General features: G+C 51.9%; 14 protein-coding genes. 11 read left to right on the top strand and 3 right to left on the bottom strand.

Annotated elements, in window-relative coordinates; genetic code table 11:
• Positions 1-3: 3 nt before the first annotated feature.
• The 3 genes from HJV72_RS07380 to HJV72_RS07370 all read right to left on the bottom strand — a co-directional run bounded on the left by HJV72_RS07380 (position 4) and on the right by HJV72_RS07370 (position 11240).
• Positions 4-3591: a response regulator gene (locus HJV72_RS07380; protein ID WP_208069959.1), complete on the bottom strand. Its 3588-nt coding sequence runs from the start codon at positions 3589-3591 to the stop codon at positions 4-6.
• Positions 3592-3657: 66 nt separating this feature from the next.
• Positions 3658-8655: a diguanylate cyclase domain-containing protein gene (locus HJV72_RS07375; protein WP_243765571.1), complete on the bottom strand. Its 4998-nt coding sequence runs from the start codon at positions 8653-8655 to the stop codon at positions 3658-3660.
• Positions 8655-11240, bottom strand: coding sequence for an EAL domain-containing protein (locus HJV72_RS07370; RefSeq protein WP_208069951.1), 2586 nt, complete (start codon positions 11238-11240; stop codon positions 8655-8657). Before HJV72_RS07370 ends, HJV72_RS07375 begins: the two co-directional genes overlap by 1 nt.
• A gap of 259 nt (positions 11241-11499) precedes the next feature.
• Between HJV72_RS07370 and HJV72_RS07365 the strand changes: the two genes are divergently transcribed.
• The 11 genes from HJV72_RS07365 to HJV72_RS07315 all read left to right on the top strand — a co-directional run bounded on the left by HJV72_RS07365 (position 11500) and on the right by HJV72_RS07315 (position 26500).
• A complete protein-coding gene (locus HJV72_RS07365; protein ID WP_330618865.1) occupies positions 11500-13002 on the top strand; it encodes a hypothetical protein in 1503 nt (500 codons plus the stop codon).
• Positions 13003-13193: 191 nt separating this feature from the next.
• Positions 13194-13370 (top strand): hypothetical protein, encoded by a 177-nt coding sequence (locus HJV72_RS07360; RefSeq protein ID WP_208069949.1) that lies wholly within the window; start codon positions 13194-13196, stop codon positions 13368-13370.
• Positions 13371-13693: 323 nt separating this feature from the next.
• A complete protein-coding gene (gene uvrB / locus HJV72_RS07355; RefSeq protein ID WP_208069948.1) occupies positions 13694-15673 on the top strand; it encodes an excinuclease ABC subunit UvrB in 1980 nt (659 codons plus the stop codon).
• Between the two features lie 47 nt (positions 15674-15720).
• On the top strand, positions 15721-18603 hold the full coding sequence (uvrA, locus tag HJV72_RS07350; RefSeq protein WP_330618864.1) for an excinuclease ABC subunit UvrA: 2883 nt from the start codon (positions 15721-15723) through the stop codon (positions 18601-18603).
• A gap of 210 nt (positions 18604-18813) precedes the next feature.
• Entirely contained in the window at positions 18814-19803 is a 990-nt protein-coding gene (locus HJV72_RS07345) for a rod shape-determining protein (protein WP_049729390.1), read from the top strand.
• A complete protein-coding gene (gene recD2, locus HJV72_RS07340; protein ID WP_208069947.1) occupies positions 19803-22013 on the top strand; it encodes an SF1B family DNA helicase RecD2 in 2211 nt (736 codons plus the stop codon). The genes HJV72_RS07345 and recD2 overlap by 1 nt, the downstream gene beginning before the upstream one ends.
• Entirely contained in the window at positions 22010-22717 is a 708-nt protein-coding gene (locus HJV72_RS07335) for a ComF family protein (protein ID WP_208069945.1), read from the top strand. The genes recD2 and HJV72_RS07335 overlap by 4 nt, the downstream gene beginning before the upstream one ends.
• Before the next feature lie 57 nt (positions 22718-22774).
• Positions 22775-23170 (top strand): hypothetical protein, encoded by a 396-nt coding sequence (locus tag HJV72_RS07330; RefSeq protein ID WP_208069943.1) that lies wholly within the window; start codon positions 22775-22777, stop codon positions 23168-23170.
• Complete coding sequence (locus tag HJV72_RS07325; protein ID WP_208069941.1) at positions 23171-24328, top strand: hypothetical protein; 1158 nt, start codon at positions 23171-23173, stop codon at positions 24326-24328.
• Positions 24329-24369: 41 nt separating this feature from the next.
• The gene (cdaA, locus tag HJV72_RS07320) at positions 24370-25260 is read left to right on the top strand and encodes a diadenylate cyclase CdaA (protein ID WP_208069939.1); all 891 of its coding nucleotides are present in this window, start codon (positions 24370-24372) and stop codon (positions 25258-25260) included.
• Complete coding sequence (locus tag HJV72_RS07315) at positions 25238-26500, top strand: CdaR family protein (RefSeq protein WP_208069938.1); 1263 nt, start codon at positions 25238-25240, stop codon at positions 26498-26500. Before cdaA ends, HJV72_RS07315 begins: the two co-directional genes overlap by 23 nt.

Genomic DNA, 26500 nt, shown 5'->3' with positions numbered 1-26500 from the left:
TTTCTATTCCTCCTCCTGCCCCAGAATAAAGTCATAGAGGACCTGATACAGCCGCTCCGGTTCAATGGGTTTGGCCAAATGCGCATTCATGCCGGCCGCCTTGCTCTTTTCCATGTCGTCGTCAAACGCGTTGGCGGTCATGGCGATGATGGGGATGGTTTTGGCGTCGGCGTTGCTCATGTGGCGGATATTATTGGCTGCCGCCAGCCCATCCATCTGGGGCATCCGGATATCCATCAAAATGGCGTCATAAAAGCCTGCTTCCGTTTTGCTGAACAGCTCGATTGCCCGCAGCCCGTTTTCCGCCGTGTCCACGGTAAAGCCTTTGCTCTCAAGCAGGGCCACGGCTACTTCGGTGTTGATGGCGTTGTCCTCTACCAAAAGGATCCGGCGTCCGGTAAAATCAAAGACCGCAGGCTTATTCCCTGCACTGATTTCCTCTTTTTCGCCCAGCGCCTTGGAGAAGGCGGAGATCAGGGAGGACTTGAACATGGGCTTGCTCATCAGCAGATTGACGCCTGCCAAGGTGGCCTCGTGCTCGATGGAAGCCCAGTCATAGGCTGTTATAATAATGATGGTGACCTCCGGCCCCACGATGGCCCGGATGCGCCGGGCAGTCTCAATGCCGTCGATATCCGGCATCTTCCAGTCGATGAGGATCATATCGTAATGCTTTCCTGTGTCCCACATCGATTGCACCCGTTCGATGGCCTTGCGTCCGCTGTCTACCCATTCGGCGGTGATTCCCATTTCCTTGAGTGTGTCCACGGCGCTTTCGCATACCGCCACGTCGTCGTCCACCACCAGAGTCTTCAGGGCGGAAAAATTGGGGAGCGTCTTTTTCCTGTTGTGGCGGAGCAGCTCCTCCTCCGTGATGCCAAGCTTAACGTCCACCGTGAATTCAGACCCGATGCCCTTGATGGAGCGTACGGTGATTTTGCCGCCCATCATATCGATGATGTTTTTCGAGATGGACAGTCCAAGACCGGTGCCGCCGTACTGGGCGGTGGTACCGATGGATTCCTGAGAGAAGGGCTCGAACAGGTGAAGGAGGAAGCTGTCGCTGATGCCCACGCCCGTATCGTTGACGATAAAGCGCAGCGTAGCGCCGTTCCTGCTCTTCCTGTGCAGTGCTGCCGAGAAGGTGACCTTGCCGCCCTCGCCGGTAAATTTAATGGCGTTGGACAGGATGTTGAGAAGCACCTGCTGCAGCTTCATGGCGTCCCCGGTATAAAAATCGTTCAGGGTGGGATCGACGATGCACTCGTATTCCACGCCCTTTGCCGCAGCCTGACTGTAGCAGATGGCATTGAGGCCGTTTATAAAGTCCTCCGTGGGGATTTTTTCATTTTTGAGCAGCATTTTTCCACTCTCGATCCGGCTCATGTCCAGAATATCGTTGATGAGAGAGAGCAGGAACCGGGAGGAGATGCCGATCTTTGAGATGCACTCGGCCACCCGCTCGTCGTCTCCGACGGCTTGGGCGGCGATGGCGCTCATTCCGATGATAGCGTTCATGGGAGTGCGGATCTCATGGCTCATGCGGGAGAGGAAGTCTGTTTTCGCCGCGTTGGCCTGCTCCGCTGCGGCAAGGGCAGCAGCCAGCGCCTCCTTTTGCTGCTGTTCCTGCCGGACGATGTTCGTCACATCGGCCCGGGTCATACATACCCGTCCCAGCTCCTCGCCGATGTAGAATATCTGGAATCGTTTGATCCGTTTTTGGCCGTTCTGCCGCAGCTCCAGCACGAAGGTGTAGGAGCTTTGCCGGGCAAGCTCACGCCGCATGTACGCCGGATCCAGCTTCTCCAAAAACTCCCGCTGCTCCGCCTCATCCATACAGCAGTCCGCCACCCGGCGGATTTCTTCCTGAAAATTCCCCTCCAGAGGGATGCTGGGATTCCACTCTCTGCCGCAGACCGCCAGACGGTAGGCGCCGCTCGTCAGATCAATCTCCGTAATAACGTCGTAATCCAGACTGGAAACCCGCTCCAGCATCCGTTCCAGCATCCGTTGCTCCGTCACATCAAGGGTGTAGAAAAAGGCGATGACGTCTCCGCTTTCCGGGTTGGTGTGCAGGCGGAAGCTGGTGCTGCATAAAAAGACCCCGCCGTTCTTCTTTTTGCGGAGAAATTCAAAGTGGTAATCGGCTTTTCCATTGGAAAAATCGTTTAACACACAAGTACGGTTAAGTACGGAATGAATGTAATGGCCATATTCTGGGTCCACGGCGGAGTCAGCCAGCCGTTCTACGGCAGCCCCATAGGAATCCCCCCGCCGGAAGAGTGCCAGACCTGCGGTGGACTGGTAGCTCTCCACATAGTCCAGCGTGATGTTAAGCCGCCCTTGATTACTCCCTTCCGCAGAAGCTGTCTGGGCAAAATAGGCCATCTCCTTCTCGTAGAGTTCCCTGACCCGCGCCTGTACCTGCTTTTCCTCTGTAATATCCACAAAGACGCCGTAGAAATATTGATTTCCGTCATCCTCTGTGAGCCGCTGGGCCTTAAGAGACACCCATTTGACGCTGCCGTCCCTGCAGACCAGCCGGTGCTCGTCCTGAACTGTGCCGCCGCGGTCCCGGTCCAGCTCCAGCTTAGCCTGCACAGAATTCAGGTCCTCCGGATGGACCACCTTGGACATCCGGTTTCCCAGAGCGGCGAATTCCTCTCTGGTATAGCCCAGAAACTTGTAAAGGCCGTCGTTGGCGCTGACGACGGAAAAACCTTCGTCATACCGGCAGCGGAATACCGCGCCGGGGACATTGTTGTACAGGTGCATGACCTCTGCCTGAGCCATTTTCTGTGCGGTGATGTCGATGCACACCGATATAATGGCCGGTTTGCCGTTTTCAGCCGTAATCTTGCGCCCCATGTCATGGACCCAGATGTAGGAGCCGTCCTGCTTCTTCATGCGGTATTCCACCACGTATTGGCCGCCCCCGGCCATCTGGCTGTCTACCTCGGCATCCACCATGGCCCGGTCGTCCGGGTGCATGCAGTTTGTCACCAGCCCCCTGATGTCGGCGACAAATTCCGCCTCGTCCGCATAGCCCAGATGCTCCAGCATACGATTGTTGACGAAATAAAAGGGGAAGCCCTCTTCAATATACCCGCCCATCATGCCTCCGGGCAGGGAGTCGTTAAGCAGATTCTGCCGCTGCCTGACCATGTTTTCCATCACCAGAGTTTGGGGATAGTGCTCTTCGCCTTGCTGGCTGCTGCTGGGCTCGGAAAACCACAGGGTGCGAAGCCGCCAGAACTTTTGCTGCCGGACCAGAGTAAAGAATCCCCGCAGCCGCCAGCGGTACTGCGTATTACTGAGGACCATTCCCACGGACAGGTTGCGGATGTCCGCGGCTATTTTCTGCTCCTGAAAGAGCGTAAGCTCCACCGTGAAGGGTTCAGGGATTTCCTGAATGTCCCGTTCCAGATATTCTCTCATCTCCTTGGGGCTGTGGGCGAACTCGTCCTCCCCGGTGCCTACAAAGCAGAACTCATCGCCTAAAAAGGGATAGACCTCCTCTGCGCTTCTCCGCTCGAACCAGGCGCTGCAAAAAGCCTGAAACGTCTCCCAGGCTGTCATTAATTTTTCCATTTTTTTAAAATCCTTTCCATGGCCGGCAATGGTCTTTATCATGCCGGCCGCTTGCCGGTTTGTTTTTCAAGGGCTCTCCTGTGCTTCAGAAGGAGGCTCTGTAAACGTGTAATAATTTTTGTCACTTTTTTTAATCCTGTACATGGCCTGGTCGGCGCAGGAGAGAAGCTTCTTCTCGTCCTGACCGTCTCTTGGATAGACACTGACTCCAATACTCGCGGTCATTTCCACAAACAGGTCCTCTGAGATCTGGAAAGGCTGCCTGATTTCAGAGAGAATCCGTTCGCAGACTTGCCGGATCTCTTCGTCCTCCGTGATTCGGGCCAGCAGCAGAACGAATTCGTCGCCGCCCATACGGGACACGATGTCGCTGCCGCGCGCGGCACGAATCAGCCGTCTCGCTGTCTCTTCCAATACCAGATCACCCTTATCGTGGCCGTAGGTATCGTTAATCTCTTTAAATCCATCCAAATCCATATAGAGGACGGCAAGCAGATGTCCGCTTGTTTCCGCCTCCAGAAGCAGCCGGGACAAGATCTTATGAAACAGTCTGCGGTTGGGCAGTCCGGTGAGTGCGTCATAATTTGCCATATGGGCCAGCTTTTCCTCCGCCCGTTTGCGCACCTTGATTTCCTCCTGCAGCGCCTTCGTCCGCTCGTCTACCAGAAAGCGCAGATGCTCATATAAATAGGCATTTTCCAGAGATATGGCAAGCTGTGCCGCAATGGGCATCAGGTTTTCCTTTCTCCGCTGGTCAAAGACGCCCGAAGCCAGATTATTTTCCAGATAGAGGATGCCCTTTATCTCCCCCTTGCTGAGGATGGGCATGCACAGGACCGACTTGCACCGATTCTCCTTGATATGGATGTCCTTCCCGAAGACTCTGGAGTTCTCGCCGTCATCGAGAATCACGGCCTCCAGTGTTCTCTCCACATACGATACGATGCTCAGCGGAATATCACGGTCCTTTGCCTGCCGCTTTGATACGATGCATACGTCTTTGGCTCCGGAGTGGCCCTCCGACTGAATCTCATACCCGGAATCCGTCCGGCTCAGATAATAGATATGCTGGGCTCCCGCACATTCCAGAAGACTGTGAATCAGCTTCTCCAGAATGCCTTTAAGCTCCAGTTCCTCCGAAATAGCCTGAGATGCCTTCAGTACGGAGCGCATATCCAGCGAAGCGGTGGTGTGGATAGAATCTTCAGACAGGGTATTCTGACGGCTGTCATTCTTCCATAGGCCCGCCAGCTCCGGGTAGTCCTGCCGCATCCGGGCGCACTTGCCCTCTGCCCCCCAATGGCCGTACAGCCGGTAGGTATCTGTCAGGTAATGTCTGGACGATGACTTGACCCCCAGCCTCTCATAGCGCAGCGCGGCCACATCGCAGAGGATGGCATGATGAAGGCTGCGTCCATGCTTTTCCGCGGCCTGCAGGGCCTCTTCATAGAGCTTAAGGGCCTCTCCGGTACGGCCCCGCGCCACCTTCCGCTCCGCCTCGATTACAAGATAAAGGTGGCCGTAATTGCAGAACGCATCACTGCTGCGTTGCTTCAGCCAATTCTGGTTTTCCTCCAGAACACGCAGAAGCGGCTGCCTTGCCTCAGGCTCATAGTCCCCGGTCTCCAGAATCTGGCAGATGGACAGGGAATACAGGAAATTGTGAAGCGCCACATTGTAAAAGCTGGAGACATACGGGAGCAGGGGCAGCGCATCCTGGCACAGCCGGAAGGCCGTGGGATAATCCCGGTAGATAACTGCCGACAGGGCCCGGATGACATGGTAATAGCTGATTGCCTGCAGGTTGTGGGAAAACCGTTCCAGATGTGCCTGTTCGGAAAATCCCTCCCCGTCAAAGCTTCCGGTGAGGGAGAGCTCTCCGCGGACGCTCCTGCACAGCTGCTGAAAACTCAAAAAGCTCCCCAGCGCATGGTCGCTGCCGGTCTTCTTTGCGAACTTGACTCCGGCCTGTACCTCACTCCACAGCTCCTCCACATGGGTTCCACTATCCATGACCGCCATCATGAGCCCATAATAACCGTAGCAGGCGTATTCAAAATCACCCATCTGGGCGTTGCCCCTGATGGACTCCTTCGCATATGGAATCTCATGGACCACATCTTCGAACCAATGGCCGGTATGGAGGGCGAACATACAGTAGATGGAGTGGATTACCTCCCTGTACTGGTGCTTTTCGGCCAGAGGCACCGCCGACTTGACGGCCGCGTAAGCCGTCCGGTAATCCCCTCGCAGTTCCCCCAGAGGCATCATCAGGTTGGAATACATCTGCAGGGCATGGGGAGTATAGCCATGCCGGAACATGCGCCGTACAGCCGTAAGTACCGTCCAGTAGGAGTAATCGGGATGAAAGAAAATGGTCGGGCCGCACAGGCGGCATAACAATTTACTGATTACGGCCTCCACCGGGTCTTCGGCTTCTTTGAGGCTCAGGATACCTTCCGCTCCAAGGGCCTCCTGCTCCTGATAAAAGGATGCGATTTCACGCTCCAGAGTCCGCTTGACATTTTTGCCGGGGAAGGAGACCCCCATCTGCCCAAGCAGGGCGAGCCCGATTTCAAAGGCGTCCTCATACCGGCCCCGGTTGGAGAAGCTTGAAATCTGCAGGCAGCAGCTGTCTGCAAGCTCGAAAGGCTCCGTCACCAGCTGGCAGAGCATCCCATAGATCCGGTCACATTCTTCCTCTTTGACCAGATTGCACAGCGCCGCATGATATTCTATGTAGATTTTGGTGAGGAACGGGCGGTTTTCCGGACACTTAGGCTCCGGCTGGGAGAGCAGCAGGTTAAGATACCGCTCCGCCGTATCGAAGGCGGACACGAGTCCGCACCGGTGTGCCGTACCAAGCAGGAATTCCTGAATCCGGCGCCGTTCTTTGGGGGCCTTTGCTTCCCCCAGACCTTTGGCATAGTGGTCCGCTATTTCAAATACCCGTTCGTCCAGGTCGTCCGCGGCGCGTGAGCATTCCTCATACCGCTTACCGAGCCGGTAATGGACATCTGACCGCTCCTTCTCGGACAGGACCGTATAGAACACCTGCTGGAACCGGTCGTGGGCAAACTGATACATGGTCTGCCGGCCGTTTTTCCCATCCTTTCCGACGGGATACACTGCCTCCTGTTCTACTGCCGCAATCATCCTGCGGTTGATCTCCCGCTCCGGCAGGCCGCAGACAGAGGACAGATCCTCCGCAGAAAAGCTCTGCCCGATGCAGGCGCCATAGGACAGAAGGGATGTTGTCTCCTCCGAAAACTGGTTCAGATTTTCCGTCAGGAAGTCCACAACATTTTCTTGGGCGGGGCAGGCCCGTATCTCAGCCTCCCTCCAGCTCCAGCTTCCGGTGTCCATATCCAGCTTCAGATAGCCTTTTGAATGACACAGCCTAAGAAACTGCTTGATGTAAAATGGATTTCCCTTGGTCTTCCTATATAGAATCTCTGCCAGCACGGAAATCGTGTCCGCTTCCGTTTTGAATATATCTCCCAGCATCTGTACGGTGCTCTCAGGGTCCAGTCCTTTTAAGCTGAGCTGTGTGACCCGGCCGCCCCGCTGTATAATCTTATTCAGGCTGAGGGTGAGCGGATGCCCGCTGCTTACTTCGTTGTCGCGGTAGCAGACGACAATCATTAAATCGTGGATATCTTCATTTTTGAACAGCTCCTCCAGCATTTCCAAGGAGCCCATATCCGCACGGTGTACGTCGTCCAGAAAAAGGACCAGCGGATGCTCCGGCGCTGCCAGCAGGGACAGGAACTTTTCCAACACGGATTTGAACCTGGTCCGCTCCTCCAGCGGTCCCATTTCCTCGGGGGCTGGCTGCTCGCCGGTCAGCAGGGCCAGCTCCGTCACCTTACCGGTCAGCAATGCCGTGTCGTCCCCCAAATGTTCCGACAGTGTTTCCTTCCATCTGCGAATGTCCTCTTCAGGCTCCAGAAAGACCATGCTGCAAAACTGTTTGATGGCCTCGAAAAAGGCAAAGTAGGGTACGTTGGCGTGATACTGGTCAAATTTACCCTGCAGAAACATACCGCTTGTCCGCAGAGTCTCCTCCTGTAGCTGATTGACCAGCGAGGTCTTTCCGATTCCGGAATAGCCGCTGATGGAGACGAGAATTCTGGAACCGGCCGCCACCTCCTTGAAGTCGTTCTTCAGCTGGGCGGTTTCTTCTTCCCGCCCATACAGCCTGTGGGTGAATTCAAAGCGCCGGCTGAAATCCTTTTCTCCAAGGACAAATTCCTTTTCCGTCTGGCACCGCGTCAGATCATAGAGAAGGCCCTCGCTGCTTAAATAGCGGTCTTTTGCCATCTTGGAAAGGAGCTTGTCTATGACGGCCGCGAGCATGGGCGGTATATTGGGCAAAATCACGCGAAGATCCGGCGGCGTCTTCGCAATATGAGAAAAAACCAGCTCTGTGGGGGTCTCCGCGTCAAATGGATAACGCCCCGTCAGCATCTGATACAGTGTTATGCCCAGAGAGTAAAAATCCGCGCGGTAATCCAGCTCCGTATTCATCCGTCCGGTCTGCTCCGGGGCGATGTAGCGGAGAGTCCCCTCAATATTCTCAAGTCTGGTCCCTGACATCTGTTCATGCATAAACATGGAAGAGATACCGAAGTCCAGCAGCATCACCCGGCCGGAGTTTGCGTCATACATGACATTGGCGGGGGTCACATCCTTGTGGATAACGCCTTCCTTGTGTATGTCCCGCAGGGCCATCACCAGCTGTTCTGCAATCCGGTAGAAATCCGACATCTCCAGAGCCCCCTGTTTCAGCAGTCTGCTCAGCGTGATTCCCGGACAGAATTCTTCCACCAGATAGCAGCGCCCGTCCAGCGTGACCTCGTCAAGGGCCTTTGCCACATGGGGGCTGTCTATCCGCTGCATAATCTGGTATTCCCGCCTGAGCCGCGCTGTGGCCTCCTGAGTCATATGCTCCTGGCCTCCGGTCTTAAGGACCACCTGTCTGCCGGTGCCCGCGTCTTTTCCGCGCAGCAGCCTGCTGGACGGAGAGACATAGATTACTTCTAAATTTGTATATTGACACATCACACACTCATCCCCTTCCGTAAAAGGCGCTCGTCCTCACCGCCGTTCTTTGCTGCATACATGGCCTCCCGGGCCCGGTGTATAATTTCATTCAAAGGTTCCCCTGCATTCCAGAGGGCTGTGCCGGAAAAGCAGGATATGGAATCTGAATCCACGTATCGGCTCTCGTAATAAGCCCGGCGAATAGCCGTCTCTTTCTTATGGGCATCTTCCATGGTATCTATGCGGCGCATCACTATCAGGAATTCATCCCCGCCCAGCCGGGCCAGCACATCGTCCGCCCGAGTGTGGGCGCGCAGCAGGGAGGCGAAGTGGAAAATCAAATGATCGCCCTCCACATAGCCGTACTTCTCGTTGAACCTTTTCAAGTTGTCCAGTTCAAACAGATAAACAGCGGAGGAAAGCTCATGCCGCAGTGATTCGGCGATGGTGTACAGTCCCCTGCGGTTGAGAAGGCCGGTCATAGCATCTCTGCAGGTCTCATCCTGCAGAGACAGCATCCGTAACTGAAGGGTATGGATACTCATCGCCCGCAGGACCCGCCTGCGCAGCGATGCCTGACTGTGGGGCTTAGCCGCGTAGTCGGCGGCGCCCCGCTCCATGGCGTCCCGCTCCAGTTCCATATCCGGCGGTCCTGTGGCGATGCACTGTGTCTCCCAGGCTCCCCGTTCCTTCTCAATCGTAGTCAGGATATCAGCGCCGCCTTGAAGAGTCAGACTGAGAATCGCGACCGATATCTGATAAGGATGGCTTCCCAGCATTTTAACTGCCTCTTCATGGCCGGCCGCCTCCAGTACCTTGAAGCAGTCGGAAAAGGTCCTGCGCACTTGGGCACGGTATTCCTCGTTCTCGTCTGCCACCAGAAGAATCCTGCCCATGTGGTCTGCAGAGCCGGCAGACCGGCTTTTTTCCACCTCTGGGGAAGAGGCCTGCGCCGTCAAGACTGCAACAAAATTCTCCACAGGCATGGGTTTGGCAAAATAATAGCCCTGAGCGTAGTCGCATCCGTCGTGTTGTAGTCTCTCCAGCTGTTCCCGGGTCTCCACGCCCTCCGCTACTACGCTCAATCTCATCCAACGGGCCAGATCCACGATAAAGCGCAGGATGCCCTGGCCGGCAGGTCTTGTAATCTCTGTCTGGATAAACTTCATATCCAGCTTCAGCACGTCGATGGGCATTTCCGTGAGCATATTCAGGGATGAGTAGCCGCTGCCAAAATCGTCCATCTCAATGACGAAGCCCAGTCTGCGCAGAGCGCCCAAGGTCTCGATGAGCTGTCTTGACGTATCTGTATACGCGCTCTCCGTAATCTCCAGATGCAGACGGGAGGGAGAAAGTCCGTGCCGCCGGATGATTCCTGTGAGAAGATTCACCAGATCAGTATTGTAAATGTCCATCCGGGAGACATTGACGGAAATGTTAACACTTGGATAGCCCTTCTCATCCCACGCCTGCATCAGGGCGCAGACCTGCTCCCAGACATATTGGTCCAGCTTGGTGATAAAGCCGTTGCGCTCAAAGATGGGGATAAACTCCGCAGGCGGCTGCAAGCCCCATTCCGGGTGGTTCCAGCGGACCAGAGCCTCGGCTCCCGTAAGCTGGCCGTCCCGTATCTGGTACTTGGGCTGAAGGTATACCTCGAACTGTCCCGTAGCCAGAGCGGTCTCCATGCCGTCCGTGATGGCCTGCCGGCGCAGCAGCGTGCCCCGCAGCTTGTCGTCGTAGAGGGCAAAGTGTTTGCCATATTTCCCCTTAATACTGTGCGCCGCCAGCAGCGCCCGGTCACACATCTGCTCAACGGAGACCTCCCGGTCCTCCACCATATAGATGCCGTATTTCATGATTACATTCTGATCGCCGAAGCCGCTGTTGATTCTGCTGTCGGACTGGGTAAACATCTCGTCCGCATAGTCCTCACGGTGCTCCAAAAGGCAGGCGAACTGGTCCGCGCTCAGGCGACCGCAGATTCCGCGGTCACCCAGCCGCTGGGTGCAGAGCTTGGCCACCTGACGCAGCAGGCGGTCGCCCGCGGCCATGCCGAAGGTGTCGTTGATCAGCTTGAAGTCCTCAATGTCGGAACAGAGGATATCGTATTTCACATCCGGGTTCCGAAACAGGATGTCCCGGACCTGCTGGCAGAAATATTCCTTGCTGTACACTCCGGTAATCCGGTCATACTGGATCTGATGGATGAGGGCGGAGGTCTCCCGCAGGCGGATAATGCCGGCTGCCCGGTGTAAAATAATCTGGGCGCGGTAGGGCTTGCCGATAAAATCTGTGGCTCCGTGGGAAAGGGCGGCCACCTCATTCGCTTCACTGTCGTTGGATGTTGTGACAATGACCGGAATTGAATTCAGCCTTTGGTCTGCTTTCAGGTGTTTCAGAAAGGTGTAGCCATCCATGACCGGCATAATAATATCCAACAGAATCAAAGAGATTCCCTCTCTGTATTTCTCCAAAAGAGACAGGGCCTGTTCTCCGTTTTCCGCCTCCAGAACCGTATATTGAGAAGACAGGATGACGCGCAGCGACGCCCGGTTGATTTCATTGTCTTCAACTACTAATATTTTTCTTTCTAATAGCATGATTCACACTCAATCCTTCAGGTTATGTATTTTATTTCGATTGCAGATGACACAATGACGCAAGTTTGTCATTTTAGATGACAAAATATAAATTATAAAAATAATATATTATAGAATACTTCTTTTTTAAGCAAAATACAAGGGGTTATCAGCAATTGACAATGACATTTTAGTGTCATTTGAAATGACAAATAATGCAAATTTTGTTGCAAACTTAATTGCTTTACGGTATACTGGTATAAAAAAGGAGAATAAGACTGTGCAGTTCTATGAAAAGCTAATTTTTGTCATGAATTTGACTCAAACGACGAACCGGGAGCTGGCTTCGGCAGCGCAGGTAGACCCCTCTATCATCAGCCGTTTCCGCAGTGGGAAGAGAGGGGTCCCGCGCAATGTGGAGCCTCTGCGCAGTATGGCGGATTTCCTTGCCGAACGCTGTACCGGCGAATATCAGAGGAGAGCTCTGTCGGAGATGGCGGGGGTCAGACGAGTCCTTATGGACAAGAAGGAGCAGCTGTCGGAATTTCTGTTTTGCTGGCTGTGCGGTGACGCCGACGGAGTGGACCGCTTCATGCGCAGCTTCGAATCGCTGACCATTAAGGGAGTGGCGCCGGACTCCACCTTGGAGGCCGCAACAATCAGCCGTAAAGGGAATTTTATTCATTTTGGAAATGAGGGGAAGCGTGCCGCGGTGCGTTCCATGTACCAGCACCTGCTGGCCCGTCAGGAACCGGGCACAATCTGTATTCTTGCCGATGAGACCGACGACTGGCTGATGGAAGATTATGATTTCACCTCTCAAATGCAGGCCTGGCTGCTGGACTGTATCCGGAGGGGCTTCCAGATCTGCCATATTATACCGCCGATCTACTCGGGCGACCAGATTCTGGAATCTCTTGCCCGCTGGATTCCGCTCTACATGACCGGCAAGGTAAAAGCCTACTTTTATCCCCATATCCGCGACCGTCTCTATCGGCACACCATCATCATGGCGCCCGGGCAAATCGCGATTGCTTCCCATTCCATGGCGGGCGAGCCCACAAGCTACGCCACTATGCTGACCACAGACCCTGGGGTGCTCCGGGCGACGGAAGCGGAATTTCAGTCCTACCTCGCCCTGTGCCGGCCGATGCTGAATACCTACTCGGAACCCCAAAAGCTGTTTCAGTGCTTCATGAAATTCTTATCGCCTCAGGGCTTCCGCATACAAAAGCTGATATCCCTGTCCGCAGTGACCGCGCCCTTCGAGCTTGTCGCGGACTCCATCGAGAGAAGAGAAGATTCCGAACAGAAACGTCTGGGCGAGCTTTACCTTCAGGAGATGAAGCGGCTGGAGCAGGAGCAGGACCAGTACAATCTGATTGATATCGTACATCTGGCCAGTGCTGAACAGGTTCGTTCCGGCAGGGTTCCCATCACTGCCACCTGCGGGTCGGTCGGCGCCCTTTACTACACCCCGGAGACCTATGCCCTGCACTTGAAGAAGATTCTGCATATTCTGGAGACACACGACAATTATCACTTTGTCCCTCTGGAGGGACCTGTAGAACAGGAGAGCTCCCTTATGGTCAAGGAGAACCACAGAGCTCTTCTGGTGCATGCCTCCAAGCCATTTACCGTCTTTGAAATCTCCCAGCCTGAGATTGTGGCCCTATACCGGGAGTACCTGCTTCGTCTGGCGGAAAAAGTGGGTTTCACCGGTATTCACCGCACGAAGATTAAGTCAAGGCTCCGGGAACTGATTCGGGAGCTGGAAGCGTGATACATGAAAATCTAGTGTAAATACCGGCATACCAGCCTATATAGGCTGTATCCAACGCAGTAAGGGGAAATAATCGATATGAAATACAACGAGAATTCAATGAACGCCGGACAGGAGCATAAAGCGCGCCGCTTAGCGAGGTCTCTTTATTGAGGAAACCGTGCAGCTTCAATCGGAGGCAATCCGGCTCAATGCTTGACGAGAACGCCAGCTATACGGTAGCTTTTAATAAGAAAGGTTTTAACGATGAGATCAGACAGAGCGGAAATGTACGCGAGACAGATATCCCCATCATAGATGCCGTGCGTGGATATTTGAGCGCCCATACGCCTGTCACCCCGCTGGAGCCGTCTGTTAAAAGGCCATAAAGCAGTGGTTTTGAGGTCACTCTATTCGGCAGTATGCAGTCGGCAAAAAAGTGTTGCCTGGAATAAGTTGATCTGAAATATTATATGCAAAAGTACAGAACAAACATTCGGATTTGCTCTGTACTTTTTTTATATACTCTGATATAATGGCGAGAGACAGCATAGAATACAGCATAGTTTTATCGAACTTTATTTAAGGCTCAATTGGCTACACGTAGTGTTGCTAATTATCGTGGTCTCTCTAAGAGATATTATGCGGCTTGATTCAGAAGAACGTAATTGATGTACTGTTTATTGGGGTACCAAGGAGGTAAAAACACATTATGGAGTTCAAATTACACAGTGAATATAAACCCACCGGAGACCAGCCTCAGGCTATTGCTAATCTGGTAAAGGGATTTCAGGAAGGCAACCAATGCCAGACACTTCTCGGCGTCACCGGTTCTGGAAAGACCTTCACGATGGCCAATGTCATACAGGAATTGAACAAGCCGACATTGATCATTGCGCATAATAAGACACTGGCAGCACAGCTTTATGGAGAGTTCAAGGAATTCTTCCCGAATAATGCGGTGGAGTATTTCGTGTCTTACTACGATTATTACCAGCCGGAGGCTTATGTACCGTCATCCGACACATATATCGCAAAGGACTCTTCCATCAATGATGAGATTGACAAGCTCCGCCACTCCGCGACAGCGGCACTGTCCGAGCGCAGGGATGTGATTATCATCGCCAGCGTATCATGCATCTACGGCCTGGGAAGTCCAATCGACTATCAGGAGATGGTAATATCCCTGCGACCGGGCATGATAAAGGACAGGGACGAAATTATCAGGAAGCTGATAGATATCCAGTATGACCGCAATGAGATGGATTTTAAGCGCGGTACGTTCCGGGTACGGGGAGATGTGCTGGAAGTCATTCCGGCCATGAATGACTGTGACGTTATCCGTATAGAATTCTTCGGAGATGAAGTAGAACGTATCACGGAAGTGGATGCGCTGACAGGTGAGATAAAGAACGAACGGAACCATATCGCTATATTTCCTGCCTCCCATTACGTCGTTTCAAAAGAGAGCATGGAGCGGGCAGTGAAAGAGATAGAAGTGGAACTGGAAGAACAGATTCAGTATTTTAAAAGCAAAGGAAAGCTTCTTGAGGCACAGAGGATTTCCGAACGGACGAATTTTGACATAGAGATGATGCGGGAGACCGGATTCTGCTCCGGAATAGAGAACTATTCCAGACATCTGACAGGGCTGGCTCCGGGACAGCCGCCCCATACGCTGATTGATTATTTCCCGGACGATTTTATCATGATGATAGATGAATCCCATAAGACAGTGCCGCAGATTGGCGGCATGTACCACGGAGACCAGTCCAGGAAGTCTACGCTCGTTGAATACGGATTCCGTCTGCCCTCGGCAAAGGACAACAGGCCGCTCAGCTTTGAAGAATTTGAGGGAAAGCTGAACCAGGTGATGTTCGTCTCGGCCACACCGGGCCGCTATGAAGAAGAACATGAGCTTCTGCGGGCAGAACAGGTCATCCGTCCGACGGGGCTGCTGGATCCCGAGGTGGAAGTGCGGCCGGTGGAAGGTCAGATTGACAATCTGGTCGGTGAAGTGAATAAAGAAGTGGCGAAAAAGAACAAGATATTGATAACGACGCTGACAAAGCGTATGGCAGAAGACCTGACCGATTATATGCGTGAGCTCGGGATCCGTGTAAAATATCTGCATTCTGATATCGATACGCTGGAGCGGACCGAGATTGTAAGAGATATGCGTCTCGATGTGTTTGATGTGCTCGTAGGCATCAACTTGCTGAGAGAAGGCCTCGATATTCCGGAGATTACGCTTGTGGCGATTCTGGATGCAGACAAGGAAGGCTTCCTGCGTTCTGAAGTATCGTTAATCCAGACTATCGGCCGTGCGGCCCGTAACGCCGAAGGACATGTCATCATGTACGCAGACAAGATGACAGATTCTATGCGGCTTGCGATTGAAGAGACGAGGCGCCGGCGCCAGATTCAGATGAAGTATAATGAAGAACACGGCATCACGCCTCAGACGATTCAGAAGGCTGTCCGTGACCTTATCAGCATCTCGAAGAAAGTTGCGGCAGAAGAGATGCGCCTGGAAAAAGATCCCGAATCTATGAGCAAGAAAGAATTGGACAAGCTCATAAAAGAGATAACCAAGAGAATGAAGACCGCAGCGGCAGAACTGAACTTTGAGGCGGCAGCAGAATTGCGTGATAAATTAGTTGAATTGAAAAAGATATCAGAAGACTTATAAAATTTCCATAGGGGTCAGACCCCTCGCGCAGCAGGGGTCTGACCCCTATGGAAATTGACGGAAAGGAATGTATGATGCAGAACAAATCAGATGAGAAACAATATATCAAGATACGAGGCGCCAATGAGCATAATCTGAAAAATATCGATTTGGATATTCCCAGGAACGAGCTGGTCGTCCTGACCGGCCTTAGCGGTTCTGGGAAGTCTTCCCTGGCGTTTGATACGATTTATGCGGAAGGGCAGAGACGGTACATGGAATCGCTGTCTTCTTATGCGAGGCAGTTCCTCGGGCAGATGGAGAAGCCGGATGTGGAGAGCATCGAGGGGCTTTCGCCGGCGATTTCTATCGACCAGAAGTCTACGAACCGTAATCCGAGATCTACGGTGGGCACCGTGACGGAAATCTATGACTATTTCCGGCTGCTGTATGCGCGTGTGGGAACGCCTCACTGTCCGCAGTGCGGGAAGGAGATCAGGAAGCAGACGGTAGACCAGATGGTAGACCAGATTCTGGAGCTTCCTTCCGGTACGAAGATACAGCTCCTGGCTCCGGTTGTCAGAGGGAGAAAAGGGAGACATGAGAAGCTTCTGGAACGGGCGAAGCGAAGCGGATATGTCCGCGTACGCATTGACGGTAATCTGTATGAGCTGTCTGAGGATATCGTCCTGGATAAGAATATCAAACATAATATCGAGATTATCGTGGACCGCCTTGTCGTGAAGGAAGGCATCGAGAAGCGGCTGACGGATTCCGTGGAGAGCGTCCTGGCACTGGCGGAAGGGCTTCTCGTCGTGGACGTCATCGGCGGAGAGCCGATGAACTTCAGCCAGAGCTTTTCCTGTCCGGACTGCGGTATCAGCATAGATGAGATTGAGCCGAGAAGCTTCTCGTTCAACAATCCGTTCGGGGCCTGCCCGGAATGTCTCGGCCTCGGCTATAAGATGGAGTTCGATGAGGACCTGATGATTCCTGACAAGAATCTGAGCATAGCCGAAGGGGCAATCGCGGTTATGGGATGGCAGTCATGCACGGACAAGGGAAGCTTCACGAGGGCAATACTTGACGCCCTGGCAGATACGTACAAATTCTCGCTGGAAACACCGTTTAAGAAGTATCCGAAGAAGATACACGATGTCCTCATCTACGGCACCGGCGGAAAAGAAGTTAAGGTACACTACAAGGGGCAGCGCGGCGAAGGTGTATACGATGTGGCGTTTGAAGGCCTGATCAAAAATGTGGAGCGGCGTTACAGGGAGACGGGTTCCGAATCATCCAAGGCGGAATACGAGACTTTCATGCGCATCACGCCGTGTCATGAGTGTGGCGGACAGCGATTGAAGCCAGGTGCGCTCGCTGTTACGATAGGCGGCAGGAACATAGCGGAAGTGACCGCCCTTTCTATAGGAAGGCTTCAGAAATTCCTGGACAGTCTGAAACTGAATAAGCAGCAGATGCTTATCGGCGGACAGATACTAAAAGAGATAAAAGCGAGAATCAAATTCCTCATGGATGTAGGACTGGATTACCTGACTTTGTCCAGAGCGACAGGTTCCCTGTCAGGCGGGGAAGCTCAGCGTATCCGTCTGGCGACCCAGATTGGCTCCGGTCTTGTCGGCGTGGCGTATATACTGGATGAACCGAGCATAGGGCTGCACCAGCGGGATAATGACAAGCTGCTGCATACGCTGAAGCATCTGAGAGATCTTGGGAATTCTGTCATCGTGGTCGAGCATGACGAGGACACGATGCGCGAGGCGGACAATATCGTGGATATCGGACCGGGCGCCGGAGAACACGGTGGGGCTGTCGTGGCCCAGGGCACGGCAGAAGAGATTATGATGAAGGAAGATTCTATTACCGGCGCATATCTGAGCGGCAGGCTGGCAATCCCTGTCCCGGACAGAAGAGCCAAGCCGTCAGGATGGCTGAAAATCAAAGGGGCAAGAGAGAATAACCTGAAGAATATCGATGTGAAGATACCGCTTGGAATCATGACGTGTGTGACCGGAGTGTCCGGTTCCGGCAAGAGCTCGCTTATCAACGAGATTCTGTACAAGCGGCTGGCGAGGGATTTGAACCGTGCCAGGACCATACCCGGCAGACACAAAGATATCGAAGGCATCGACCAGCTCGACAAAGTGATAGATATCGACCAGTCCCCGATAGGCAGGACACCCCGATCCAACCCCGCTACTTATACAGGAGTGTTTGACCTGATACGGGACTTATTTGCGGCGACGCCGGATGCAAAGGCCAAAGGATATAAAAAGGGAAGGTTCAGCTTCAATGTAAAAGGAGGCCGCTGCGAAGCGTGCAGCGGAGACGGCATCATCAAGATTGAGATGCACTTCCTTCCGGATGTATACGTCCCCTGTGAGGTGTGCGGGGGAAAACGCTACAACAGAGAGACATTGGATGTAAAGTATAAAGGAAAGAGCATATATGATGTGCTGGACATGACAGTGGAAGAAGCACTGGAATTTTTTGAGAATGTGCCCAGCATTCGCAGAAAGATGGAAACGCTTTATGATGTCGGACTGTCTTATATCCGCCTCGGCCAGCCGTCCACGCAGCTCTCCGGCGGTGAGGCGCAGCGTATTAAGCTCGCGACGGAACTCAGCAAGCGGAGCACAGGAAAGACGGTATACATCCTGGATGAACCAACGACAGGCCTCCATTTTGCAGACGTGCATAAGCTGACCGAGATTCTGAGACGTCTGGCGTCTGACGGCAATACGGTCATCGTCATCGAGCATAATCTGGATGTGATTAAGACGGCTGACTATATCATTGATATCGGACCTGAAGGAGGGGACAAAGGAGGGACGGTAATCGCCGAAGGCACGCCGGAAGAGATTGCTGCGAATCCTGTCTCATATACAGGGAAATATATCGATGCCATGCTCCGCAAAACAAATGATGCATAAATCCGGCCCGATTGTTGCATATTATTAGAAAAACGCCTGCAGTTCCTGGTCTTACGCATTGATTCACAAATAATTAAGGAAAAAGGGGTTTCCATTTTTTGAAAATTTGATTATAATGATACATGCACGTTCCCAGGATTATCCAGATGCGTGCTGTGGATGATAAACAAATGATAATCATATAGATAGCATAATGAAAGGGGAAGAAGAATGTCAGTAGATATTGGAATCGATTTAGGGACTGCCAGTATCCTCGTATATGTGAAGGGCAAGGGCGTAATACTGAAGGAGCCCTCCGTCGTCGCATTTGACAGGGATACGAATGCAATCAAGGCGATAGGAGAAGAGGCCCGTCTTATGCTCGGCAGGACGCCGGGCAATATAGTGGCTATCCGGCCGCTCAGGCAGGGCGTTATCTCTGATTACACGGTGACAGAGAAGATGATCAAGTATTTTGTCCAGAAGGCGATGGGAAAACGCACGTTCAAAAAGCCGCGTATCAGCATCTGCGTGCCGAGCGGCGTGACAGAGGTAGAGAAGAAAGCGGTAGAAGAAGCGACATACGCGGCAGGGGCAAGGGAAGTAAACCTTATTGAAGAACCGGTAGCGGCGGCTATCGGCGCGGGAATAGACATATCCAAGCCGTGCGGGAACATGATTGTGGATATCGGCGGCGGAACTGCTGATATTGCTGTGATTTCTCTTGGCGGGACAGTAGTGAATACTTCTATCAAGATAGCGGGGGATGACTTTGACGAGGCAATCGTCCGGTATATGCGCAAGAAGCATAATCTGTTGATTGGAGAGCGTACTGCTGAAGATATAAAGATTAAGATTGGAACGACCTACCCTTTGATTGAGGATGAGGCGATAGAAGTCAGAGGCAGGAATCTGGTGACGGGGCTTCCGAAGACGGTCACGGTTACCTCTTCTGAGACGGAAGAGGCGCTCAGAGAGACTACGGGACAGATAGTGGAAGCTGTCATAGGCGTGCTGGAGCGGACTCCGCCGGAACTGTCTGCCGACATTCTGGACCGGGGCATCGTACTGACCGGGGGCGGAGCCATGCTGCGCGGACTGGAAGAGCTTATCGAGGAAAAGACAGGAATCAACACGATGACAGCGGAAGATCCGATGAAAGTGGTCGCGATTGGGACAGGCCAGTTCGTCGAATTTATGAGTGGGCGAAAAGATATTTGATGGAAACGATAAAAGGATATGTAGAACACATCGTGTACCGGAACGAAGACAATGGCTACACGGTATTTAACCTGAACAATGAAGGCGGGGAGCTGACGTGCGTCGGCAACTTCCTGTTTATTGAGGAAGGGGAGCTTCTGAACCTCAGCGGCGGTTACACGACGCATAAGCTGTACGGTATGCAGTTTTCTGTAGAATCCTCGGAAGTGTGCGAGCCGGAAGACCTGGTATCGATAGAGCGTTATCTCGGATCAGGAGCTGTAAAGGGGCTCGGGGCGGCACTGGCGGGACGCATTGTGAGACGGTTCAAGGAAGATACGTTCCGCATTATAGAAGAAGAGCCGGAACGGCTTGCGGAAGTCAAAGGAATCAGCGAGCGCAAGGCGAGAGAGATTGCGCTTCAGGTAGAAGAGAAGAAGGACATGCGCCAGGCCATGATATTCCTCCAGAAGTATGGGATATCCACGGCCCTGGCTGCAAAGATCTACCAGCATTACGGACAGAACGTATACAGGGTAATAGAAGAGAACCCATACCAGATTGCGGACCATGTATCTGGGGTGGGCTTTAAAACCGCTGATGAGATTGCGGCTAAGGTTGGAATTCATACCGATTCTGACTACCGCATACGCAGCGGTATTTTCTATACCCTTCTTCAGAGCATCAACGAGGGCCATATCTACCTGCTCCAGGAAGTCCTCCTGTACCGTTCAGGGCAGCTGCTCGGCGTAGAGATAAAGCACGTCGAGAAGTATCTCATGGATCTGGCGATGGAGAAGAAGATTATCATGAAGGGCGCTGAGGACGGTGTACGTGTATATGCGTCACACTATTATTATATGGAGCTGAACGTTGCAAGAATGCTGCATGATCTGAATATTACCTTTGATTTGTCGGAAAGTGTTCTGAGACACAGGCTTCATGCCATTGAAGAGAACACGCAGCTTCTGCTCGATGATATGCAGCGGAATGCGGTCATGGAAGCTGCCGCACACGGTATCACCGTGCTGACCGGAGGGCCGGGAACTGGTAAGACCACGACCATCAACGCGATGATACATTTCTTTGAAAGTGAAGGAATGGATATTTTCCTGGCTGCACCGACAGGGAGAGCAGCCAAGCGTATGACAGAAGCCACAGGATATGAGGCACAGACGGTACACCGTCTTCTGGAAGTAAACGGGAATCCGGAAGAAGAAGGAAAGACAGGCTTCCTGCGGAATGAGGAGAATCCGCTGGAGGCGGACGTGGTCATTATAGACGAGATGTCAATGGTGGATCTGCCTCTTATGGCGGCCCTGCTTTATGCTGTAAGTCCGGGGACCAGGCTTGTGCTTGTCGGCGACAGAAACCAGCTGCCATCCGTAGGTCCCGGAAGCGTGCTGAAGGATATCATTGACGCACAGTGCTTTCCGGTCGTCATGCTTACGAAGATCTTCCGCCAGGCGGGGGAAAGCGATATCGTAGTCAATGCCCATAAGATCAACAGAGGGGAAGAGGTCATGCTCGACAACAAAAGCCGGGATTTCTTCTTTCTGAAAAGGCAGGATGCGAATGTTATTATCAGCGTGCTCATACAGCTCATACAGAAGAAGCTTCCTAAATATGTGGACGCAAAGCCTTATGATATCCAGGTGCTCACTCCGATGCGCAAAGGCCTGCTTGGAGTGGAACGTCTGAACCGGATTCTGCAGGAATACTTAAACCCTGCGGCAGAGTCCAAGAAGGAAAAGGAATATGGAGACCGGATATTCCGCACCGGGGACAAGGTGATGCAGATTAAGAACAATTACCAGCTTGAATGGGAAGTGTCTACAAAATATGGGATGACGATAGATAAAGGGCTTGGGATATTCAATGGTGACATGGGTATTATAAAGGATATCAATACATATGAAGAAACTATATCGGTAGAATACGATGAACACAGAGTAGTAAAGTATCCTTTTAGCTTATTAGACGAGCTGGAACTTGCATATGCTATTACTATACACAAGTCTCAGGGAAGCGAGTACCCCGCGGTAGTGATACCGCTGCTGCAGGGGCCAAGACAGCTGTATCACAGGAACCTTCTATATACGGCGGTGACGAGGGCGAGACAATGCGTAACACTTGTGGGGAGTGACACGGTATTCAGGGAGATGATTCAGAACACGAATGAGCAGAACCGGAATACGAGTCTGGCGGAACGAATCCAGGAATTAAAATGAGAGATGTAAAAGTGCTGTCGCTTTTCTGGCCGGATACATGCCCTTTCTGTGGAAAGGTGTGGAGAGGCGGCGCATGTCCGGCCTGTCTGGCTGCAGTGAAGCGGCTGGAAGTGAAAGAACCAAGATGCATGCAGTGCGGCAAACCTGTCCGGCGGGCAGAAGAGGAATATTGCCGCGACTGTTCGCATACATATCATCATTATGACAGGGGTAGAAGCATATGGCTGCATAAATCACCTGTCAGCAATTCTATCTATCGGTTTAAATACCAGAATCAGAGAAATTATGGAAGCTACTATGCTAACAAAATGACAGAGTGCTGCAATACATTTATACGAGCATGTAATCCGTATCTAATCGTTCCCATCCCGTTACATCCGGCCAGAAGACGCAAGAGAGGGTATAACCAGGCAGAAGTGCTGGCAGACTGCCTCGGGAAGCTGACGGACATCCGCGTGGACAGCAAGGGGCTGGCCAGGATACGCAGCTCTAGTCCGCAGAAGCTGCTTGGCAGCAGGGAGAGGAAGCGGAATATGCAGGGAGCTTTCGCAGTCACAGAAAGATTCGTACCGGTTCCGTCCATCCTGCTTGTCGATGATATCTATACGACAGGAAATACGATAGATGCGGCTGCCGAAATACTGAAAAAGTCCGGAGTTCAAAATGTCTATTTTTTGACTATAAGTATTGGACAAGGATACTGATATTTGTTATACTAAAAATGATGTTTAATTATATGTGACAGGAATTTGAGGTGGATTATGTTAGATGAGCGGAGAATAAAACTGATGACTCAGCTTGCCTTCTATGAACAGACGCAGGGGAAGCAGGATTTTAAGATAAGTGAATACTATAGAAAGGATTATGCGGGGATGCATACGATCTGCTCCATCCTATGGGTGACGGTCGGTTATGTATGCGCGCTCGCACTCATTTTTCTGGCCGGCATGGAGAACCTGATGGCCAAGATGTCCAATGGTCTGATACTCACGCTGGGCCTGGCCGTGATTATAGGATATATCGTACTGGTCATTGCTTATGCGGTCATAACGAGCCACCTTTATAATCTGAGGCATAAGAAAGCAAGACAGCGTGTTAAGAAGTATAATCATAATCTGACGAGACTGCTTAAGATGTATGAAAAGGAGAATAAGTAAATGGAAAGTTTATTCGTACTTCGGGGACGGCTGCAGGAAGTGTATGCCAGAAATTCTAAGATTATAGATAAGGCAATCCAGTTTGTTCTTGCACTTGTAACATTTTATCTGATCAATCATAACATAGGATTTATGAAGATGGCAGCATCACCGGCCGCTACGGTCGCTCTGGCGGTCATATGTACATTTCTTCCCATGGTCATGATAGTCATCGCCGCTACGGTTCTTATACTGGCACATACATTTTCTGTTTCACTTGCAACGCTTGCAGTGACAGCAATTGTATTTCTCGTCATGTATATCTTCTATTTCCGCCTGACACCGAAGATGACGCTGATCGTGCTGCTTACGCCGATTGCGTTCGCCTTTAAGATACCATATGTCATTCCGGTAGCTTTCGGCCTTGTGAGCGCCCCGGTATCTCTTGTGGCAGTTGCTTGCGGTACGGTCGTATTCTATATGCTGAAATATGTAAAGAGTACGGCGGCAGTCATAGAAGGCAGCGGAGCCAAAGGGCTCATGACACAGATCAGCGCATATGCCAAACAGGTATTTCAAAGCAAAGAGATGTGGATAGTAATCGTAGCATTCATCATCTGCTTCTTTGTCGTATACACGCTTCGCAGGCAGTCCATGGACCATGCCTGGAAGATAGCGGTCGTGGCAGGAGCTGTCGCAGACGTAGTCGTCATAGCGGCAGGGGATATTGCTCTTGGAGTACATACTTCATATGGAACTCTGATAGTGGGAAGTATAGCCGCGGTCATAATCGGACTCGTGCTGGAATTTTTCTTCTTCTCGGTAGATTATGCCAGAAGCGAGAACCTGCAGTATGAGGATGACGAATACTATTATTTCGTGAAGGCGATTCCGAAGATATCTGTGGCCACGCCTGAAAAGACGGTAAAGCGCATCAATGAACGACAGGAGACAGAGATTATAGATACGGAAGAAGTAAGAAGGAAGGCGAGACGCGGCGGAGCCGAATCAAAAAGGGCGCATTCCGGTAAAGAAGCAGCCCCAAAAGCACCGGCAGCGGACAGGAAAAAACCTGCTCCTAAGAGAGGGCCTTCTGCAAAGGGCCGCGTGATAGGCAACACGGAACAGATTCTGCTGACACAGAGCATGAAAAAAGATCTGAACCTGGATAAAGAATAATATGGTGGGGAAGTATGGATAGTTAAGAAGGAGGTGACAAGATGGAACAGCGGATTACACAAATGATGGAACGTTATCTGAGTATCGTGGACGTCTATTTTCCAGAGATACATCTGACAGATATCATCGAAGTGATGATTCTGACTTTTCTGATTTATCAGATAATGATATGGATCAAGAATACAAAAGCGTGGATGCTTCTGAAGGGAATCATCGTGCTTGCTGTTTTTATTCTTGTTGCTGCCATATTTAAGATGCACACGATTCTGTTTGTGGCAAGAAATTCGGTTACGGTCATGGCAACGGCGGCTATCGTCGTATTCCAGCCGGAGCTGCGCCGGGCGCTCGAGAAATTGGGAGAACGGAAATTTCTTACGTCCGTCGTGCCCTTTGAGACGAACCGGGAGCGGGTAAGGTTCAGTGAAGAGACGATGGACAGCATGATTGATGCGGCTTACAGCATGGGAGCCGTCAAAACAGGAGCGTTGATAGTTGTTGAGCAGGCCATCCGCCTGACAGAATATGAAAGTACCGGCATCCGTCTGGACTGTATCGTGTCCAGGCAGATGCTCATTAATATATTTGAACATAATACGCCGCTGCATGACGGGGCCATCATCGTCCGGGGAGACCGGATTGTCTCTGCCACATGCTATCTGCCGCTTTCTGACAATATGGGACTCAGCAAAGATCTGGGGACGAGGCACCGGGCGGCAGTGGGCATGAGCGAGGTCAGCGATGCGCTCGTTATAGCGGTTTCCGAGGAGACCGGCGCAGTATCCGTGGCTTCGGGCGGACAGCTGTACCGGAATATCAGCCGTGAGGAGCTTAGGGATAAGCTTGCCGCTATCCAGAATAAAAAGACGGATACGAACAAATTAATAGCAATGTGGAAAGGAAGGCACAGCCATGAAGAGAAGACTGATGAATAATATTGGTCTCAAGATATTAGCCTTCTTTGCGGCACTGCTATTGTGGCTCATAGTGGTTAATATCGACAATCCGGTTGTTGACAAGACATTTACCAATATACCGGTAACCGTGACCAATGAGGAAGTATTGACGGCGGATCCTAAGAATCCGCAGACCTATCAGATTGTAGACGGGACCCAGACGGTGAGCGTAACCGTGGTTGGAAAGAGGAAGCTGCTGAATGAAATCAAGGCGGAGGACATCCTTGCTACGGCTGATATGAAGGAATTGACGTTGAAGACCCAGATTCCGATAGATATCACGGTAAATGGATACGAGGGGCGATACAGCAGCGCCTATGCCACGCCGAGGAATCTGCAGGTGAAGCTTGAGAAGGAGCAGGGCAAGAAATTCCCGATTACTCCGATGACGACCGGCACGGTAAGAGACGGCTATGTGCTCGGAGAGATAGCGTCAGATCCGGAGTCCGTATTCATAAGAGGACCGGAATCTGTCATAAGCAAAATCAGCAGAGTGGCAGCGGAAGTCGATGTATCGGGCATGTCGTCTGATGCGGTGCTGAAGTCCCAGCTGACACTGTACGATGAAGACAACAACGAGATAGACCAGTCACTGCTCACAAATAACCTGGGCAGCAAAGGAGTAGGAGTCAGCATACAGCTGCTGCACACGAAGAAGGTTGGGCTCGAATTTGACACTTCTGGGATATCTGCTGCAGACGGCTACTCATTTTCCGAGATTACTTATGAACCTCAGGAGATACAGATATCAGGGGAGGCAGACGCACTGGAGGAGATTACGAGCATCCAGATTCCTGCAAGTGCGCTGGAGGTGTCTGATGTAAGTGAAAAGACCGAAAAGATAGTCGATATCACCCTGTACCTTCCGGATAATATCAATCTGGCAGACGAAAATGCCGGTTCCATAGTCGTATCCATCAGCGTGGAAAAGAACGGTGCGAAATCTTTTGAGCTGCCGCTCGGCTCTATAACAGTCAACAATCTGTCGGAAGACCTGAAGCTGACATACGCAATGGCGGAGAATATAGAGATTCAGATACGCGGACCGAGAGAAATTCTGGATAAGCTTGAAACAGGCGTGGATATCACAGCGGGCATAGACTTGAAAAACTATAAAGAAGCAGGAACATATGAGATACCGGTCAATATACAATTTCCGGCCAGCTGTTCACTTGAGCAGAGCATCAAAGTGAAAGTTGTACTGGAGGACAAGGAATAG

This window comes from Extibacter sp. GGCC_0201, assembly GCF_017566055.1.
Lineage (GTDB): Bacteria > Bacillota > Clostridia > Lachnospirales > Lachnospiraceae > Extibacter.
The sequence above is the reverse complement of the archived record's forward strand: the minus strand, read 5'-3'. Positions and strand labels throughout refer to the sequence as shown.

Bases quoted from the DNA above. Each gene is read 5' to 3' on its own strand.
- HJV72_RS07380 (WP_208069959.1), bottom strand. From the start codon at position 3,591: ATGGAAAAATTAATGACAGCCTGGGAGACGTTTCAGGCTTTTTGCAGC.
- HJV72_RS07375 (WP_243765571.1), bottom strand. From the start codon at position 8,655: ATGTGTCAATATACAAATTTAGAAGTAATCTATGTCTCTCCGTCCAGC.
- HJV72_RS07370 (WP_208069951.1), bottom strand. From the start codon at position 11,240: ATGCTATTAGAAAGAAAAATATTAGTAGTTGAAGACAATGAAATCAAC.
- HJV72_RS07360 (WP_208069949.1), top strand. From the start codon at position 13,194: ATGCTTGACGAGAACGCCAGCTATACGGTAGCTTTTAATAAGAAAGGT.
- uvrB (WP_208069948.1), top strand. From the start codon at position 13,694: ATGGAGTTCAAATTACACAGTGAATATAAACCCACCGGAGACCAGCCT.
- uvrA (WP_330618864.1), top strand. From the start codon at position 15,721: ATGGAAATTGACGGAAAGGAATGTATGATGCAGAACAAATCAGATGAG.
- HJV72_RS07345 (WP_049729390.1), top strand. From the start codon at position 18,814: ATGTCAGTAGATATTGGAATCGATTTAGGGACTGCCAGTATCCTCGTA.
- recD2 (WP_208069947.1), top strand. From the start codon at position 19,803: ATGGAAACGATAAAAGGATATGTAGAACACATCGTGTACCGGAACGAA.
- HJV72_RS07335 (WP_208069945.1), top strand. From the start codon at position 22,010: ATGAGAGATGTAAAAGTGCTGTCGCTTTTCTGGCCGGATACATGCCCT.
- HJV72_RS07330 (WP_208069943.1), top strand. From the start codon at position 22,775: ATGTTAGATGAGCGGAGAATAAAACTGATGACTCAGCTTGCCTTCTAT.
- HJV72_RS07325 (WP_208069941.1), top strand. From the start codon at position 23,171: ATGGAAAGTTTATTCGTACTTCGGGGACGGCTGCAGGAAGTGTATGCC.
- cdaA (WP_208069939.1), top strand. From the start codon at position 24,370: ATGGAACAGCGGATTACACAAATGATGGAACGTTATCTGAGTATCGTG.
- HJV72_RS07315 (WP_208069938.1), top strand. From the start codon at position 25,238: ATGAAGAGAAGACTGATGAATAATATTGGTCTCAAGATATTAGCCTTC.